Origin of the sequence: Luteococcus sp. H101, assembly GCF_038433155.1 — a bacterium.
Lineage (GTDB): Bacteria > Actinomycetota > Actinomycetes > Propionibacteriales > Propionibacteriaceae > Luteococcus.
The window spans coordinates 1-15,568 of the sequence record NZ_JBCDMW010000009.1 but is presented as its reverse complement, the minus strand read 5'-3'; the positions used below and the strand labels follow the sequence as shown (position 1 = coordinate 15,568).

The following is a 15,568-nucleotide window of genomic DNA, read 5'->3' as shown; positions in this document are numbered from 1 at the left end:
GGCCATGTCTTTGGTGCTTCTTGAATCCGAAATCCCCAGCTGGGTCGCCGGTGTGGTCATGTTGCTGGCGCTGTTGGGTGCCCTCGCCTTCGTGATGAACATGGGCGCCGGCCGCCCGCACAGCTGACCCGCGACAGAATCGCAGTCCGCTCGATGAGTTCTGACCAAGCGCCCGACCAGGCGCTCGGCATCGTGCACCCCGAAACGAACGGCCGCCCGTGGCGACTGGGCGTGATGGGTGGCACCTTCGACCCGATCCACCATGGTCACCTGGTGGCCGCCAGCGAGGTCGCCGCCCGTTTTGGGCTGGACGAGGTGGTCTTCGTACCCACCGGCGTGCCGTGGCAGAAGGCCGGCCGCGACGTGTCCATGGCGGAGGACCGCTACCTAATGACGGTGGTGGCCACCGCCTCCAACCCTCGGTTCAGCGTCTCCCGCGTCGACATCGACCGGGAGGGCGACACCTACACCGTCGACACCCTGAAGGACCTGCGACGCAACCGCGGCGAGAACGTCGAGCTCTTCTTCATCACCGGCGCCGACGCCCTGGCCAAGATCCTCACCTGGCGTGGCGCCGAGGAATTGTTCGACCTGGCGCACTTCATTGGTGTCAGCCGTCCGGGCGTGCCGCTGGGGGAGAGCGACATCCAGCACCTGCCTGCGGACAAGGTGACCCTGCTGGAGGTGCCCGCCATGGCGATCTCCTCCACAGACTGCCGCAATCGCGTCGCCGAGGGCCTGCCGATCTGGTACCTGGTGCCCGACGGCATTGTGCAGTACATCACCAAGCGCGGGCTCTACGGCCACTCCGAGGCCAACCAGAACCGCGTCGACACCAGCCTGTCCGCCGACGAACTGGGGGAGCGGGCCGCCGCGGAGAATGCCCGGCTGAACGCCCTGGGTGCCAAGAAGCCCTCCGCCAAGCAAGCATCAGTGACGAACCAAGAGAAGGCTCCTGCGTGACCGCAACCGAGAATGCCCTGACCATCGCCAAGCTGGCCGCCCAGGCCGCCGCCGACAAGCTGGGCACCGACATCGTCGCCTTTGACGTCAGCGAGCACCTGGCCATCACCGACATCTTTCTGGTGGTCAGCGCCAGCAATGAGCGGCAGGTGGGAGCCGTCGTCGACGGGATCGAGGAGGAGCTCCTCAAGCACCAGATCAAGCCCACCCGCCGCGAGGGCGACCGGGAGAACCGCTGGGTGTTGCTGGACTACCTCGACGTCGTGGTGCATGCCCAACACACCGAGGAGCGCGAGCTGTACTCGCTGGAGCGGTTGTGGAAGGACTGCCCCAAACTGGAGCTCGACGTGAACTACGGCCGCCCCGAGTCCGCCTGAGCCCCCGTGAGCACCAGCATCCTGCACAGCACCGCACCAGCCACCCGGCTGGTGTTGTTGCGTCACGGGCAGACCGACTGGAACCTGGCCGGACGTTTCCAGGGGCAGCTCGACGTCGGGATGAACGATGTCGGTATGGCCCAGGCCCGCGCGGCCGCGCCGCACATTGCGTCGTTGCGTCCCGACGTCCTGGTGTCCTCCGATCTGTCCCGGGCCTTCGAGACCGCCCGGGCCGTGTCCGAGGTGACCGGGCTGGAGATCATCCCCGAACCCCGGGTGCAGGAGATCAATGTCGGTTCCTGGGGTGGGCTGACCGGGGCCGAGATGGCCGAACGAGACCCGCACTTTGCCGACGCGCTGCTCAGCGGACGCGATTTTCGTCGTTCTCCGGAGGGGGAGACCGCCGACGAGGTGGGTACCCGGATGCGGTTGGCCCTGACGGACCTGGCCGGTCAGCACGTGGGCAGGACCGTCGTGGTGGTCAGCCACGGCCTGGCCATCCGGATGGCCTGCGGCTACCTGCTGGGCTGGGAGTTCGCGCACACCTGGCAGCTGGGGCCGATGGGTAACTGCGGTTGGTCGGTGCTGGTGCGGACCGCGGACCGGCCCTGGCGGCTGGAGTGCTACAACCGGATCGCCCCCGCATGACGGTGGGCTGACCTGACCCCACGGTGGGTTGAGGCTTTCGAAGCCCCGGTGTCGGGTTACCCGATTTGCACTGCGGCCACCGCCTGTGTAATGTTCTCTGAGTCGCAAAGAGCGGGAATTGCTCGGCGGGACACCCATAATCTGGGGCTATGGCGCAGTTGGTAGCGCGCTTCCATGGCATGGAAGAGGCCAGGGGTTCGAATCCCCTTAGCTCCACCAATCTGTCTTCCTTCGGAAGACCGTCTTGTGACTGTCACCTCCCTCGGAGGTGGCAGTTCTGTTATGTGTACACAGGGGCCGGATCACGATGGCCGAGTCTGTCGAGGCCCCGCCTGTACCGAGGCGAGAGCGTAACCGATATATCGCCAGCTATATTGGGGTCATGTCGGACCTTCGGACGAAGCGGCTGCAGGCGGGGCTCACCCAGGCTGAACTCGCGCAACGCAGCGGCGTGCCACAGCCGAACATCGCGGCCTATGAGCGGGGCCGACGACGGCCGTCGCCCGCCACCATCGAGCGTCTTGAGGCCGCCCTTCGACCCTCCGCACAAGCGCTTGTCGCGCTGCATCGCGACGAGATTCGCGGTGTCCTGAGCCGACATCGGATGACCAATCCGAGGATCTTCGGCTCCGTCGCTCGGCAGCAGGACACTGCCGGGAGCGACATCGACCTGCTGGTGGATGCCGAAACCGGTGTGGACCTGCTGGACATCATTGATGCCGCGGACGAGCTGGAAGCCCTGCTGGGCAGGGGAGTGGACATTGTCACCTCTCGATCGCTCCGTGGCGCCCACGAGATCGCGCGGACCGCGGTGGCATTGTGAACGGCTCCCTTCCCGCCGAAACGCGTCGCAGACTGGAGGACGTCGCCCGGCTATGCCAACGCGCAGAGCTGTTGGCCGCCCGGGGCCGCGAATGGTACGACAGCGACCCAGAGTTGGCGGCACCCCAGCTGGCGGCAGATTCTCTGGTGCTCAAGTTGGGGGAGGCGGTTCGGCGGCTCCCCGAGCACTTCCTTCGGGAGCGCGCGGCGCAGCCCACCTGGCGCCGGGCGGTGGGGATGCGCAACCGGATTGCCCACGAGTACGACGCCATTGACTACGAGATCGTCTGGCAGGTGGTCTCGGTGCACGCTGCCGATCTGCGTCGGGATGTCGAGTCCATTCTGACGGGCGACGAGGGCGAGCCCCCGCCACAGGTCGACTTGCATCCGGAGTGACAGCGGAGTAGTTTCTCCGGGGTCGCGAACGCGATGCGGGGCTATGGCGCAGTTGGTAGCGCGCTTCCATGGCATGGAAGAGGCCAGGGGTTCGAATCCCCTTAGCTCCACGTAAGATGAGTAAATCGAAACTTGCCCCGCCTGATGGCGGGGCCGTTTCGTTTCTGCGGTGACTTGCGCCGGGGCGTCGATGTTGGTGTGGGCGAGGATGCTGGCGGTGGTCTTGTCGGGTGTGTAGGTGGCGTTCTCTTCGTCGTCGATGGTGATGCCGGGAACAGGGCGCGGTTGAGGATGCGTCGTTCGGCTGGTTCGCACTTGTTGTAGAGGTCGTCACATCCAACGACGCAAACACGACTCACCGATCCCCAGAGCACGGGCGACCCTGGCGACCGGTTCACCTTGGGCGACCAACTCAACAGCTCGACGCCGGAACTCCAGCGGCTTCGCAACAGGCATCACGGACTCCTTCCCTGAGGCCATCGCACCGCAGAATCGGTGTCCGGAAAAGCGGGTCAGGCTCCGCGGATCACGTCACGTGCTCTGCACACTCGGCGGCCTGTCCGATTCAGCTTCCTATCCGCACCGTCCCGTGTCGCCGAGCGCTCCCAGAGTCGATTTCGCACTGAGTGCGGTGCAAGACGGACTCTGGGGCGCAGATTGGCACCCGACGGGCTCGGGCGCACTTCCCAGCGTCCATGTCGCCCTGGGTACAAGACGCCGCCACAAGGGCGCACCAGGGTTGCCGTCGCCCCGGCGAGCTTAGACTGGTGGCATGTCGGTTCCAGCGTTCATCGAGGGCCTGACCGAGGGGCTTCGCGGCAGGGGCTACACCCCGCAGGCCCGCTCGGGATCGTTCTTCGCGTTCTCCTGACCGGTCGACGAAGGCATCACCGCCTGGCTGCACCTCAGCATCAATCGAGCCGGGAACATCCTTCCGACCGTCGGCGTGCGCTTCGACGCTGTGCAGGAGATCTATGTTCCCGTCGCAGGCGGAGGCGAACAATCCGCAACGGACCACGCTCTGCCAGCCCCTGTCGGGCCTGTTGTGGCCAGCGGAGGGGTATCAGTCATGGCGTCTCGGGCAGGGTGACGACGAGGCCGTGCGACAGCGGCTGCTCCGCGACATCGATCGAGCGTGTGAGCCCTGGATCGCGCGGCGCCAGTCGCTCAACGCTGTGCTGGAGGGCTTGGACGAGAATGAGTCCGACGTGTGGTCGGCGGGATATCTGCGGCCCATCGTCCTGCACTTGTTGGGTCGTGACGCGGAGGCCGTCGCCGCCCTGGATGCGCGGATGTCTGCCATCGCTCAGGAGCCGGACCAGCCCGTGGCACGCACGTTCCGGGCTTTCGCCCGCCAGTACCGAGCCGAACTCGCCTCTCCATCCGAAGAGACGCCCGCCTGACAGCCGATGTGGCGACCGCGCCAGCGCGTCAGCCGAGCGGGCCCAGGCGCTCCAGGGCATCGACGGTGCGGGCCACGCCGTCCTCCCGTCGGATCTGTCCTCCCCACCCGGGCAGCCCTGGCCGCGGAGGCGTCGGCATGCGCCTCGGACCTGAGGGCGTCGATCAATCCCGCCAACAGGCTGGCCGTGAGCGCTCACCGACCTAGGCGCGACTGTCCACGTGGAGCAGGCCGCTCCGTGGGATAGTCGTCCGATCGTGGCCACGTGGTGGTCGACGGGGCGACGAAGCGCGCCCCGGTCACCCGGACGCTCTGCGAACCCCACGAAGGCGACTTCAACGGCCCCGGACGTCGAACTCAGGGCGGAAGAGCCAAATGGCCAGGCCGCCGGTGACCAGGAGGATGATGGGGCCGAACATGGCGAAGAGGAAGGATTCGGCACGGCTCTGGTCACGGCCCACCGCCCCCAGCCATGGTTCGGACAGGACCTGCTGCGTCTGGCCGACGTGCAGGGCGCGACGTTCGTGCTCCTTGAGACAGAGCCGGTAGGAGCCTTGCCCGGCGTCCGGCTCGGTCCACCGGACGTGAACGTCGTAGCTCTTCTGGCGCTTGTCTGCGTCACAGAAATCGGTGAACCACGGAGCGGGAGTGACGGCAGAGATCTGAGCCGGGTGCACCGTGGCCCGGCCCGTGGCATTCGCCAGTGTGAGTGCTAGATGGTGCCGCAGCGTGAAGGCGAGGACGAGCACAGCCAGCAGGATGATCCACGTGGCGAGGTTCAGCCGCTTCGGGCGCCGGGACGCCGTGCCTGAGGACATTGGATTCACTCGAGACAGGCTAACGCCGTGGGCACGTCGACGAATGTCATCGCCGATGGGGGGGCCAGCGAGCGCGCTCAACTCCGGAGTTGGAGCTGGGAGCGAAATCGCTTGGCTGTTGCTTGTCGGGCGTCGATGCTGGTGGCATGAGCATTGAGAATTTTGAGGCCGAGGACTTTGCCGACGATCAGCTGGACCGGGACCTGGATGGGGTGGAGGACCAGCAGAGCCTGGAGGAGGCGGCCGACGCCAACCGGCCCTACACCGAGGTGACTGCGCAGGACCTGGGCAGCCAGGACATGGTGGATGACGGGGCGGACCCGGCGGCCGCCTCGGTGAGCGACGATGAGCAGGTGGCCCACCGGGCTGCCGGCGTCGTGCCGATCGACGAGTCGATCACCGTCGACGACCAGACCACCTCGGAGAGCATCGAGGACCGGATCCAGCAGGAGGTGCCGGACCCGGCCAGCGACATCGTGCCGCCGGATGCCGGACGTCGCTACTGAGCGGAAGGGCCTTGACGCAAGGATCAGCGGCGCTGCTTGGCGCTGCGCATCATGAGCAGGCCGACGATCAGGACCAGGCCCCCGAGGAACATGGCGGCGCAGGCCACCAGGAAGACCGCCCCGGAGGCGGCGAAGTCCGACGCCGACACCGGCTGCCCGATGTAGCCCCGGACGTTCCGGGGTCCGTCGCACCTCACGAAGTACCGGCCGGGTTCAGTTGCCGTGAAGCTGCCCACCGCGTGGGCCCGCTGGCCCTGCAGCCTGAGGCTCACCCCCGAGGCGGTGAAGGGCACCTGGCCGCCGGGGCCCCGAACCTCGCACTCGGCATCGACCTCGAAGGAGCTCCAGACCGTTCGCCTGTCACCGGCATTCAGCTGGATGCTGCCACTGCCCGAGACCAGCACCACCTTGTCCTGCTGGATGTGGGTGAACACCCCCTTGAACTGCGCAATGGCCAACGGCATGAGGACCAGGCCAAGGGCCAGCAGGCAGGCCCCGACGATGGAGACCTTCCGGCCCCGTGCGTGCCGCGCGGGATTGGTCACCTGGGGGAAGTCGGGCTCGAATCCCGGTTGGCCCCAGCCCGGCGCGGTCTGCGGGTGCCCCGGCTGGACCCATTGGGACCCACTGTGTGGGGCCCCCGGCTGGGGGTATCCCGACTGCGGGTAGCCACCTTGGGGCGGGTAGCCACCGCTACCGGACGACGGCTGCTGTGGGTAGCCGGCGGTGGCGGGCTGCTGCGGGTACTGGGGGTAGGGCGGCTGGGACACGTCGGCTCCTTCGGGGTCGGCTGTGGCCAGCCTAGGAAGCCCCGGGTTCAGCTCCGACGACGAGGTTGCGTCAGGAGACCTGACTCAGATGCTTCTTGCGCAGCCCGTGGGTGAGCAGGAAGATCCCCGCGATCAACGCGAGGATGCCGGCGAGCAGGCCACCGACGAAGCCGAAGACGGTGCTGCTGCCGGTGTACTTGCCGACGAATCCGCGGAAGTCGGGATCGTCGCAGCTCACCCGGTAGGTGCCGTCCTGGGGGGCCTGGAAGGACGCCACCCCCTGGTACTCCCGGTTGCCGGAGCTGACCGTGACGCTGGAGTCGGCCGCCTCCACGGGACCCTCAGGTCCCTCCACCTCGCAGATGGTGTGCACCGGGCCCCGGCTCCAGATGGTGCGCTTCTCTCCGGCCTGGAGGGTCACGGTGGCCTGGCCGGCCTTGATCGGCGTCTGGTTCTCGCCCACCGCACCGACGCCGCGAACCAACAGGCCGACGCTGGCGACGATGGCCAGCAGGGCAGCCAGGATCAGCAGGCCGCCCAGAACGGTCATGATGTGCCCACGACGGTGGGCGGCTGGATCCGGCTGGGAGCCGAAGGTGCTGTTCGACGGGCCCCAGGACGGGGCCTCCGGCTCGGGTTCGGGCGCGGGCTGGAGCCTCGGAGCCCCGCCGCCGTCGCCCGGATAGCTGTAGGGGCCGTGGGCGGGCGGGTACTGCCCCGGGGGAAAAGACCGTGGCTGACCAGGCTGGGTCGGTTGGCCATCAGCGGGTGCCTGGCCGGGTTGGGAAGGCGCGGTGGTGGGGTCCCGCTGCACGGCCCAGGGGTCCGGGCTGTTGCCGTCGGGCCGGGGTCGTCCACCGGGGCTGGGCGGCTGGGTCATCTGCTGCTCCTGGGGCTGGCGGGCGGGGGCTGGCCGTCAGCCTAGAGGGGCGTGGGCTCAGCCACCCCGCGGCTTCAGGGGGCGATCAGCTGCAGACCCAGCTCCGTGGCCATCTCCTGGGCGATGTCGGCCAGGTTGTCCACCCGGACCGTCGCGCCACGCAGGCCGTCGAGCCCGCGCAGTCCGGACAGGTCGCCACCCTGCAGCACCACGCGGTCGCAGCTGGCGTGGCTGAAGGTGGCCTCCCGCAGCACACAGTCGGTGAAGCCGACCTCGGTGAGCCGGGCATTGGTGAAGTCGGCCCCGGTCAGGTCACAGTCGACGAATTCCACCCGGGTCAGGTTGGCGAAGCGGAAGTTGGCCATCCCCAGCAGGCAGTCGAGATGCGCGACGTCGGCCAGGGTGCAGCCGGACAGGGTCAGCCCCACCAACCGGCAACGCTGCCAACGGATCCGTTTCAGGCCGGACTCGACGAAGGCGGCATTGGCCCCGTCGACGCCCTCCAGCCGGATGTCCACCCAGGTGGTGCGGTACCAGTCCGAATCGGCCAGGGAGCCGCCGCCGATCTCCAGGCTGACCAGCTCGACGAACTCACTGGAGTGCGCCGCGAGGGCCACCGACCCCACCCGCAGATCGGTCACCAGCTCATCGGAACCGGCCCGGCCGGAACCCACCTCCGCGACGTCGGCCAGCGTGACGTGGCGCGCGGACAGGCGCGGGGCGGTGGCGGGCCGGGGGAGTGATTGCATGGCCGTCACCCTAGCCGCGCCGGACGGCCGGCCGGGTCGCTGTCCACCGTCGGGTTAACCGGTGCGGGAGGATCAGGGTTAAACTGTCCTGCCGGACTCTCGGCACCCCATCTGTGAAAGGGCAAGTACGTGGTTTCGACCAACGATCTGAAGAATGGCATGGTCCTGGACCTGGACGGCCAGCTGTGGCAGGTGCAGTGGTTCCAGCACCACAAGCCGGGCAAGGGCAACACCGTCGTGCGCAGCAAGCTGAAGCACGTGCTGACCGGCAAGGTGGTGGACAAGACCTTCAACTCCGACACCAAGGTGGACACCGCCACCGTCGATCGTCGGGACATGCAGTACCTGTACCACGACGGCGACGGCTTCGTCTTCATGGACACCGAGAGCTACGACCAGATCACCATCCAGGAGGAGACCGTCGGCGACGCCAAGGACTACCTCCTGCCGGAGGCAGTGGCCACGGTTGCGATGCACGAGGGCAACCCGCTCTTCCTCGAGATGCCCGCTTCCGTCGAGCTGGAGATCACCTACACCGAGCCGGGCCTGCAGGGCGACCGCTCCACCGGTGGCACCAAGCCCGCCACCCTGGAGACCGGAAAGCAGATCCAGGTGCCGCTGTTCATCACCACCGGTGAGAAGGTCAAGGTGGACACCCGCACCGGCGAGTACCTCTCCCGCGTCAGCAACTGATGAGCGACGACGAGATCGTCGGGACGCCCGTGCCCGGGCGTCCCGACCTCCTCAAGATTTCCGCCGAGCCGGTGCCGGTGGTGCCCAATCCGCACCACAGCACCCGCACCAAGGCGCGCAAGAAGGCCCTGGACATCCTGTTCGAGGCCGAGCTGCGGGACCGTGACCTGGTCACCACCCTGGACGAGTACATCGCCCACGGCGGGCCGCCGGTGCGGGCCTTCACCGAACAGATCATCCGCGGGATCGACGAGCACATGGGTGCCATTGACCAGCGGATCGCGGAGTGCTGCTCCGCAGACTGGACGATGGAGCGGATGCCCCGGGTGGATCGCAACCTGGCCCGGATCGCCGTCTGGGAGATCGACTACTCCGAGACCGCCGACGAGGCGGTGATCGCTGAGGCCGTGGCCCTGGCCACCGAGTTCTCCACCGAGGACTCCGCCGCCTTCGTCAACGGCCTGCTGGCCAAGGCGATGCACACCAAGCAGAAGCCCGAGGCCTGAGTCGAGCTTGGCTCTCCTGCGTTCCCCGAGCTTGTCGAGGGGCGGCCGCCGTGGATCACCACGGCGGCCGAGCTGTCTCCCGGCCGCTGGGCTGTTCCCGGTGGCCGAGCCTGTCGAGACCTCAGCGCGGCTCGACGGCCACCTTCACCCCCAGCTGGTCCGCGACGGCCTGCACCGCCCGGTCCACCTCGGTGAGTGGAAAGGCGTGGGTGACGATGCGGTCCGCGTCGATTGCCCCCGAGGCCAGCACCTGCACCGCCCGGTGGACATCGCTGCGTCGGGCATTGGACCCGCCGGTCACCTGCAATTCCTTGTAGTGCACCAGATTGGGGTCCATCTCCACCGTGCTGCCCTTGGGGAAGCCGGCGAAATAGTTCACCCGGCCACCCACCCCGGCCAGTTCCAGCGCCTGGTTGGCCAGGGGCAGCGCCCCGATGGCCACGATCACCACGTCGGCCCCCTGGCCGTCGGTGACCTCCCGGACCACTGCTGCGAGGTCCTGCGAGGCCGGGTCCACGGTCAGGGTCGCCCCCAGCGTCAGGGCCAGCTCGCGGCGCGGGGCCGAGCGGTTGGTGACGATGACCTGGCTGGCCCCCTGGGCCTTGGCGAGCTGGGTGTGCAGCAGGCCGATCGGCCCGGCGCCCAGCACCACGACGGTGTCCCCGGGACGGGTGTTGAACTGGGAGGCGCCGTTCAGCACGCAGCTCAGCGGCTCGGCCAGGCACAGGGTGCGGGCCGGCATCTCGGGGGTGAGTACGACATTGCCGTTGGCCACCGCCCGGGCCGGTACCAGCAGGTATTCGGCCAGGCCGCCGTCGATGGCATAGCCGATCAGCTCCAGGTTGTGGCAGAAGTGCTCCCGGCCGGCGAGGCAGGCGGGGCAGTGGTTGCAGCTGACAACGATGGACACGGTGGCCTGAGCCCCGGCCGGAAGGCCGTCGACACCATCCCCGACGGACTCCACCCGGCCGGCGATCTCGTGCCCCAGCACCACCCCCGGACGCACCCCGGCGGTCTTGGCACCGCTGATCAGGCGCAGGTCCGTGCCGCACAAGGTGCTGGCCTCCACCCGGAGCAGAACCTCACCGGGGCCCGGGACCGGCACCGGGCGTCGGGTGAGCTGGAAGTCATGGGGTGCGTTCAGGACCGCGGCGTGCATCTCCATGCCCCTGACTCTAGCCACTGGCACCCCCACGAACTAGGGTGAATTTCACATGGCTCGTGTGATTTCAGCTCCTCGGGTCAGAACCGCACCGGAACTTCCGAGCAACCAGGAGAACGCAATGACGCGTCTTGTGAACAATCCCGACGACTTCCCGGCCGAGGCCGTGGCCGGCTTTGCCGATGCCTTCAGCCAGTACGTCAAGCCGGTCTTCGGCGGCGTGGTCCGCTCCACCCGGACCCCGCAGGGCAAGGTGGCGCTGGTGGTGGGCGGCGGCTCCGGCCACTATCCGGCCTTCGCCGGCTGGGTGGGCCCCGGCTTCGCCGACGGTGCCGTGTGCGGCAACATCTTCAGTTCCCCGTCGGGGGCCCAGGCCTACAGCGTCTGCAAGGCGGCCGAGCGCGGCGCCGGGGTGCTGATCGGCTTCGGCAACTATGCCGGCGACGTGCTGCACTTCGGGCAGGCCGTCGAGCGGCTCAAGGCCGACGGGATCGAGGCCCGCACCCTGCTGGTCACCGACGACATTGCCTCCGCCGGGCCGCAGGAGCACCTGAAACGACGGGGGATTGCCGGCGATCTGCCCACCTTCAAGATCACCGGCGCCGCCTGCGAGGCCGGGCTGGACATCGACGAGGTGGAGCGGGTCTTCACCAAGGCCAATGAGGCCACCTGTTCCTATGGCGTCGCCTTCGCCGGCTGCACCCTTCCCGGGGCCGATCACCCCCTGTTCACGGTCCCCGACGGCCGGATGGGGATCGGCCTGGGCATCCACGGTGAGGCCGGTGTGGACGAGGCGGACCTGGGCAGCGCCGACGAGGTGGCCAAGCTGCTGGTGGACGGTCTGCTCGCGGACCATCCGGTGACCGAGGGAGACCGGGTGGTCGCCATCCTGAACGGCCTGGGTGCCAGCAAGTACGAGGAGATGTTCGTGGTCTGGCACGGGGTGCAGCGCTACCTGCGCGACGCCGGGCTGGACATCGCCCAGGCCGAGGTGGGGGAGTTCGTCACCAGCCTGGACATGGCCGGCATCAGCCTCACCCTGGTCTTCCTGGACGAGGAGCTGGAGAGGTTCTGGTTTGCGGCCTGCGACACCCCGGCCTACCGTCGCGGCTCGGTGGGCGACGTGGAGCGCGACGACACCCAGCTGCCGCAGAGCGCCCTGAAGGCCACCGTCGAGGCCCCGGGCAGCGCGGAGTCCCAGGCCCTGGCCGCCGTCGTGACCGAGGCCCTGGACGGGATCGCCGCGCTGCTGGCCGGCAAGGAGACCGAGCTGGGTGACCTGGATGCGGTGGCCGGGGACGGCGACCACGGGATCGGGATGCACAAGGGCTCGGCCGCCGCGGCGGCCACCGCCCGGGAACTGCTGGCCCAGCAGGCCGGCGCCCAGACCCTGCTGGCCGGCGCCGGCCAGGCCTGGTCGGATGCGGCGGGCGGCACCTCGGGCGCCCTCTGGGGTGCGCTGCTGACGGCCGTCGGTGGCGTGCTGGGGGACCAGAACGGCGCCGACGAGAGCGCGGTGGGGGCGGCGCTGGCGGCCGGCCTGGACGCCGTGGTGCGGCTGGGTGGGGCCAGCGTCGGGGACAAGACCATGGTGGACGCCCTGGCGCCCGCCGTCGACGCCCACCGGGCCGCCGCCGACCCGGCGCAGGCCCGGGCCGATGCCGTCCAGGCTGCTCGACGGGGTGCGGAATCCACAAAGGACCTGGTGGCCAGGCTGGGCCGTGCCCGGCCCCTGGGTGAGCGCTCGCTGGGCACCCCCGACCCGGGGGCGACCAGCCTGGTGATGGTGCTGGAGGAACTGGCGTCGCGATTCTGACCGCTGGCTGACCAGCCGTGCCGGGCCCGGGGGAGGATCCCCGGGCCCGGCCGTTCAGTGAACCACGAGCCGGGCACACTGACCGCATGAGACGCCCGATGATGCTTGCCGCCACGGCACTGCTGATCACCCTGAGCGCCTGCTCCGGAGACGACGGCCAGACCCACGCCCAGCCTGCCGGCGGTCCGGCCAGCACCGCCCCCGCCGCTACTGCCACCGCCTCGGCCGGTGAGCCCTCGGGGACGGCCTCGGCCGTCCCGGTGGCCACGCCCGCCTCGCCCGCCACTACGGGTGCGACGTCCGGTGACGCCGGCGCCCAAACCGGCCAGACCACCACGCCCGTCCTAACCACCAAGCCCAGCCGGAGCGCCCAGGCCACGGGCCCGGCCACGGCGACGCCCACCGGCACGCCGGCCGCAGCCGGCGGGGCGGGGGCCTCCGGTGGCACGTTGTACTACATCTCCGTGGGCGACGGCGGCCCCCTGGGCTGCGGTGACACCGCCGTCGGGGCGGTGGACCTGCCACGCAGCCAGACGCCGGTGCGGGACGCGATGACCAAACTCTTGGCCAACCATTCGCCGCGCCTGGGCAGCTCCGGTCTGGAGAATCCGATCGGCCGCTCCTCCCTGCGCTATGTCGACGGCCGCTATGACCGTGCCACCGGGGTGGTGAGCGTGTGGTTGGAGGGCACGCTGAAACAGTCCGGCACCTGCGACGACCCCCGGCTGGAGGCCCAGCTGGAGATGACCGCCACGAGCGCCGCGGGCGCCAAGACGGCCCGGGTCTTCGTCAACGGCAAGACCCTGGAGAGCTACTTCGACATGTCCGGCTGAGCCCGGGGACGTTCAGCGCTGGCTGGCTTCGCGGGCCCGGTCCAGCACCACCGTCGAGACCTGCTCGCCCACCAGCTCGGTGTCCCAGTGGCTGCCGTCGGGGCGGGCCAGCCGGCCCGGGCTGACCAGGTCTCCGCACAGCGCCGAGCCATAGGCCGGGCCGGGTGTGGCGGGTTGGGGGCAGGCGACGTCGTCCAGGCTGATCACCCGTAGCCGGGGGTTGCCCTGGGCGCGCTGACGGACCAGCTCATTCCAGTGCTGGCGGTAGTCGTCCCGGGTCACCATCCGCTGCAGGAAGGGGTGACAGTTGCCGGGAGAGCAGCGGGTGAGCAGGCCGCGGCCCGGCGGCTCGGTCTGCACCACCACCAGGGTTGCGCCCTGCTCGGTGAGCCGGGCGACGGCCCGGTCGAAGTCGGCCAGCTGGGCGGACCAGAAGGTCACCGACGGCGGTGACAGCAGGTCATTGCCCTGGTAGCGGTCCGCGATCTCATACCGGGACCACCAGACCACCGTCGCGGGCCGGAAGGAGGTCAGGCCCAGACCTTGACGCTCGATCACCTCGGGGCAACGTTCCCCCTCCCGGTCATCGTCGGCGATCCGCTGCTGCACACCCAGTGGCGAGCAGCCGCCGGCGGTGGCGCTGCCCACCTCCAGACCGCGCGCCTCGCCCACCCGGGATAGCACCGGCAGCAGTCGCTGGGGCACCGAGTCACCGACGAACATGATCCGGTTGTGGCGCACCGGCGGCTCGGGCAGCACCGCGCGGGCCAAGGGGGTCAGGATGGTGCCGCCCAGGGGAGCCATGAACAGGCTGATCACCAGCATGGCCACACCCGCCGATGCGAGGGTCCGACGGGCGGTGAACCACGGGGACCACCGGCCCACCAGGATCGGCTGCTCCACCAGGTGATAACTGAGGGCGGCGACCCCCACCGTGGCCAGCACCACCAGCACGGCGTGCCCCGGCCGGAAACGGGCGTGCGCGTCCAGCCAGGTGGCCAGCGGCCAGTGCCACAGATAGATGCCGTAGGAGATCCGGCCCAGGTAGGCCACCGGCCCCCAGGACAGGGCTCGGGAGACCAGCCAGCCGGCATCCCGGGTGCAGGCCAGCAGCAGGCCGGCCGTGGCCAGGCTGAACAGCAGAGCCCCGCCGCGGAAGTACCAGGTCGAGGGGCCGGCCAGCCAGCCGAAGAGGCCCACCATCACGGCCAGCGACGCCCAGCCGATGGGGCGGGCCCGCTCCCGGACCCAGTCCTCGACCCCCGGGCGGGTGACCAGCATCGCCAGCACCGCCCCCAGCAGCGGCTCGAAGGCCTTGGAGTCGGTGCCCATGTAGGCCCGGTCCGGGCTGTCCGCCAGCGCGTGCCACAGGGCCAGCAGCAGGGCCGAGGCCACCAGCAACGTGGCGCACACCCCCGTCCCGGTGGCGATGAAGTGTCGCCGTCGCTCCGCGGGCGGCACCCGGGTGGCGTGGCGCTGACCGACCCACCGTCGGCTGAGCAGGGTGGTGACCACCAGAATCAGGGGCCACAGCAGGTAGAACTGTTCCTCCACCGCCAGGGACCACATGTGCAGCAGGGGAGACTGGGTGCCGTCGGCGTTGAAGTAGCTGCCCGCCCGCATGAAGTGCCAGTTGGCCAGGTAGACCACGGTGGTGAAGATGTCGGCGCCCAGGACGGGTTGCCGGTAGGTGGGGGCCCAGAACCAGGCCCACACCGCCACGGTGAGCAACACCAGCATGGCCGCGGGCATCAGGCGGCGGAGCCGGCGGGTCCAGAACCGAACCAGATCAATCCGCCCGTGCTCCTGGATCTCGCGCACCAGTCCGGTGGTGATCAGGTAGCCGGACAGCACGAAGAAGATGTCCACCCCGATGAAGCCCGCGCTCAGCCCCGGCACCGCCACGTGGAAGAGCACCACCAGGAAGACCGCCACGGTGCGCAGCCCGTCCAGAGCGTCCAGACGCCGTGCGGGCGCTGCGGAAACCTGCCGGGCGGGCTGGATGGAGCGGGTCATGCAGGAAACTCCCAAGCGGTTGACGACGGCAGGTCCGGTGAATTCTAGAAGATCCGCCCAACCAGGTGGGCCGGTGGGAGGCAACCCTGCAAGCGTTGCACATGACGGCGTGCTGGCGTGTTCCTCGCCGCGTGGAAGGGGTCTGGCGGGGGGGGGGGGGGGGGGGGGAGGGGGGCCCACTGACCTCGAAGGGTGGGGCCCGGAGGAGGAC

Annotated in this window: 18 protein-coding genes, 2 tRNA genes and 1 pseudogene; 14 read left to right on the top strand and 7 right to left on the bottom strand. The window is 69.4% G+C overall.

The genetic code is table 11. The features are described from left to right. The first annotated feature begins 4 nt into the window (after positions 1-4). The 8 genes and pseudogenes from AAEX60_RS03040 (at position 5) to AAEX60_RS03005 (ending at position 3,316) form a co-directional block, all read left to right on the top strand. Entirely contained in the window at positions 5-127 is a 123-nt protein-coding gene (locus AAEX60_RS03040) for a hypothetical protein (protein ID WP_342101137.1), read from the top strand. Positions 128-153: 26 nt separating this feature from the next. Then, positions 154-801: pseudogene (nadD, locus tag AAEX60_RS03035) on the top strand (nicotinate-nucleotide adenylyltransferase); the annotation flags it as partial. Positions 802-959: 158 nt separating this feature from the next. Then, positions 960-1,340: a ribosome silencing factor gene (gene rsfS / locus AAEX60_RS03030; RefSeq protein WP_342101136.1), complete on the top strand. Its 381-nt coding sequence runs from the start codon at positions 960-962 to the stop codon at positions 1,338-1,340. 6 nt (positions 1,341-1,346) lie between these two features. Beyond that, positions 1,347-1,988, top strand: a complete 642-nt coding sequence (locus AAEX60_RS03025) for a histidine phosphatase family protein (protein ID WP_342101134.1) — start codon at positions 1,347-1,349, stop codon at positions 1,986-1,988. A gap of 143 nt (positions 1,989-2,131) precedes the next feature. Next, positions 2,132-2,207: transfer RNA gene (locus tag AAEX60_RS03020), tRNA-Ala, on the top strand. 163 nt (positions 2,208-2,370) lie between these two features. Then, a complete protein-coding gene (locus tag AAEX60_RS03015; RefSeq protein ID WP_342101132.1) occupies positions 2,371-2,811 on the top strand; it encodes a helix-turn-helix domain-containing protein in 441 nt (146 codons plus the stop codon). 146 nt (positions 2,812-2,957) lie between these two features. Continuing rightward, the gene (locus AAEX60_RS03010; protein ID WP_342101130.1) at positions 2,958-3,206 is read left to right on the top strand and encodes a HepT-like ribonuclease domain-containing protein; all 249 of its coding nucleotides are present in this window, start codon (positions 2,958-2,960) and stop codon (positions 3,204-3,206) included. A 37-nt stretch (positions 3,207-3,243) separates the two neighbouring features. Continuing rightward, positions 3,244-3,316, top strand: a tRNA-Ala gene (locus AAEX60_RS03005). Between the two features lie 220 nt (positions 3,317-3,536). On the opposite strand, the gene AAEX60_RS16380 is transcribed toward AAEX60_RS03005, so the two are convergent. Continuing rightward, on the bottom strand, positions 3,537-3,662 hold the full coding sequence (locus AAEX60_RS16380; protein ID WP_446721242.1) for a helix-turn-helix domain-containing protein: 126 nt from the start codon (positions 3,660-3,662) through the stop codon (positions 3,537-3,539). Positions 3,663-4,180: 518 nt separating this feature from the next. On the opposite strand from AAEX60_RS16380, the gene AAEX60_RS03000 reads away from it, so the two are divergent. Next, positions 4,181-4,609, top strand: coding sequence for a hypothetical protein (locus AAEX60_RS03000; RefSeq protein ID WP_342101127.1), 429 nt, complete (start codon positions 4,181-4,183; stop codon positions 4,607-4,609). Between the two features lie 334 nt (positions 4,610-4,943). On the opposite strand, the gene AAEX60_RS02995 is transcribed toward AAEX60_RS03000, so the two are convergent. Beyond that, positions 4,944-5,426, bottom strand: a complete 483-nt coding sequence (locus AAEX60_RS02995; RefSeq protein ID WP_342101125.1) for a hypothetical protein — start codon at positions 5,424-5,426, stop codon at positions 4,944-4,946. Positions 5,427-5,572: 146 nt separating this feature from the next. On the opposite strand from AAEX60_RS02995, the gene AAEX60_RS02990 reads away from it, so the two are divergent. Then, on the top strand, positions 5,573-5,932 hold the full coding sequence (locus tag AAEX60_RS02990) for a hypothetical protein (protein ID WP_342101124.1): 360 nt from the start codon (positions 5,573-5,575) through the stop codon (positions 5,930-5,932). Between the two features lie 23 nt (positions 5,933-5,955). Here AAEX60_RS02990 and AAEX60_RS02985 read toward each other — a convergent pair whose 3' ends face one another. The 3 genes from AAEX60_RS02985 to AAEX60_RS02975 all read right to left on the bottom strand — a co-directional run bounded on the left by AAEX60_RS02985 (position 5,956) and on the right by AAEX60_RS02975 (position 8,331). Then, positions 5,956-6,702, bottom strand: a complete 747-nt coding sequence (locus tag AAEX60_RS02985; protein ID WP_342101123.1) for a hypothetical protein — start codon at positions 6,700-6,702, stop codon at positions 5,956-5,958. 70 nt (positions 6,703-6,772) lie between these two features. Next, positions 6,773-7,252: a hypothetical protein gene (locus tag AAEX60_RS02980; protein WP_342101122.1), complete on the bottom strand. Its 480-nt coding sequence runs from the start codon at positions 7,250-7,252 to the stop codon at positions 6,773-6,775. 404 nt (positions 7,253-7,656) lie between these two features. Then, entirely contained in the window at positions 7,657-8,331 is a 675-nt protein-coding gene (locus AAEX60_RS02975; RefSeq protein WP_342101119.1) for a pentapeptide repeat-containing protein, read from the bottom strand. Positions 8,332-8,460: 129 nt separating this feature from the next. Between AAEX60_RS02975 and efp the strand changes: the two genes are divergently transcribed. Continuing rightward, a complete protein-coding gene (gene efp, locus AAEX60_RS02970) occupies positions 8,461-9,024 on the top strand; it encodes an elongation factor P (protein WP_342101117.1) in 564 nt (187 codons plus the stop codon). Then, entirely contained in the window at positions 9,024-9,530 is a 507-nt protein-coding gene (gene nusB, locus AAEX60_RS02965) for a transcription antitermination factor NusB (RefSeq protein WP_342101115.1), read from the top strand. Before efp ends, nusB begins: the two co-directional genes overlap by 1 nt. A gap of 121 nt (positions 9,531-9,651) precedes the next feature. On the opposite strand, the gene AAEX60_RS02960 is transcribed toward nusB, so the two are convergent. Beyond that, complete coding sequence (locus AAEX60_RS02960) at positions 9,652-10,695, bottom strand: alcohol dehydrogenase catalytic domain-containing protein (RefSeq protein WP_342101113.1); 1,044 nt, start codon at positions 10,693-10,695, stop codon at positions 9,652-9,654. Positions 10,696-10,813: 118 nt separating this feature from the next. Here AAEX60_RS02960 and dhaL point away from each other — a divergent pair, with 118 nt between their 5' ends. Then, entirely contained in the window at positions 10,814-12,508 is a 1,695-nt protein-coding gene (dhaL, locus tag AAEX60_RS02955) for a dihydroxyacetone kinase subunit DhaL (protein ID WP_342101111.1), read from the top strand. An 86-nt stretch (positions 12,509-12,594) separates the two neighbouring features. Beyond that, the gene (locus AAEX60_RS02950; protein WP_342101109.1) at positions 12,595-13,341 is read left to right on the top strand and encodes a hypothetical protein; all 747 of its coding nucleotides are present in this window, start codon (positions 12,595-12,597) and stop codon (positions 13,339-13,341) included. A 12-nt stretch (positions 13,342-13,353) separates the two neighbouring features. On the opposite strand, the gene AAEX60_RS02945 is transcribed toward AAEX60_RS02950, so the two are convergent. Beyond that, positions 13,354-15,357 (bottom strand): acyltransferase family protein, encoded by a 2,004-nt coding sequence (locus AAEX60_RS02945; RefSeq protein ID WP_342101108.1) that lies wholly within the window; start codon positions 15,355-15,357, stop codon positions 13,354-13,356. Positions 15,358-15,568: the final 211 nt, after the last annotated feature.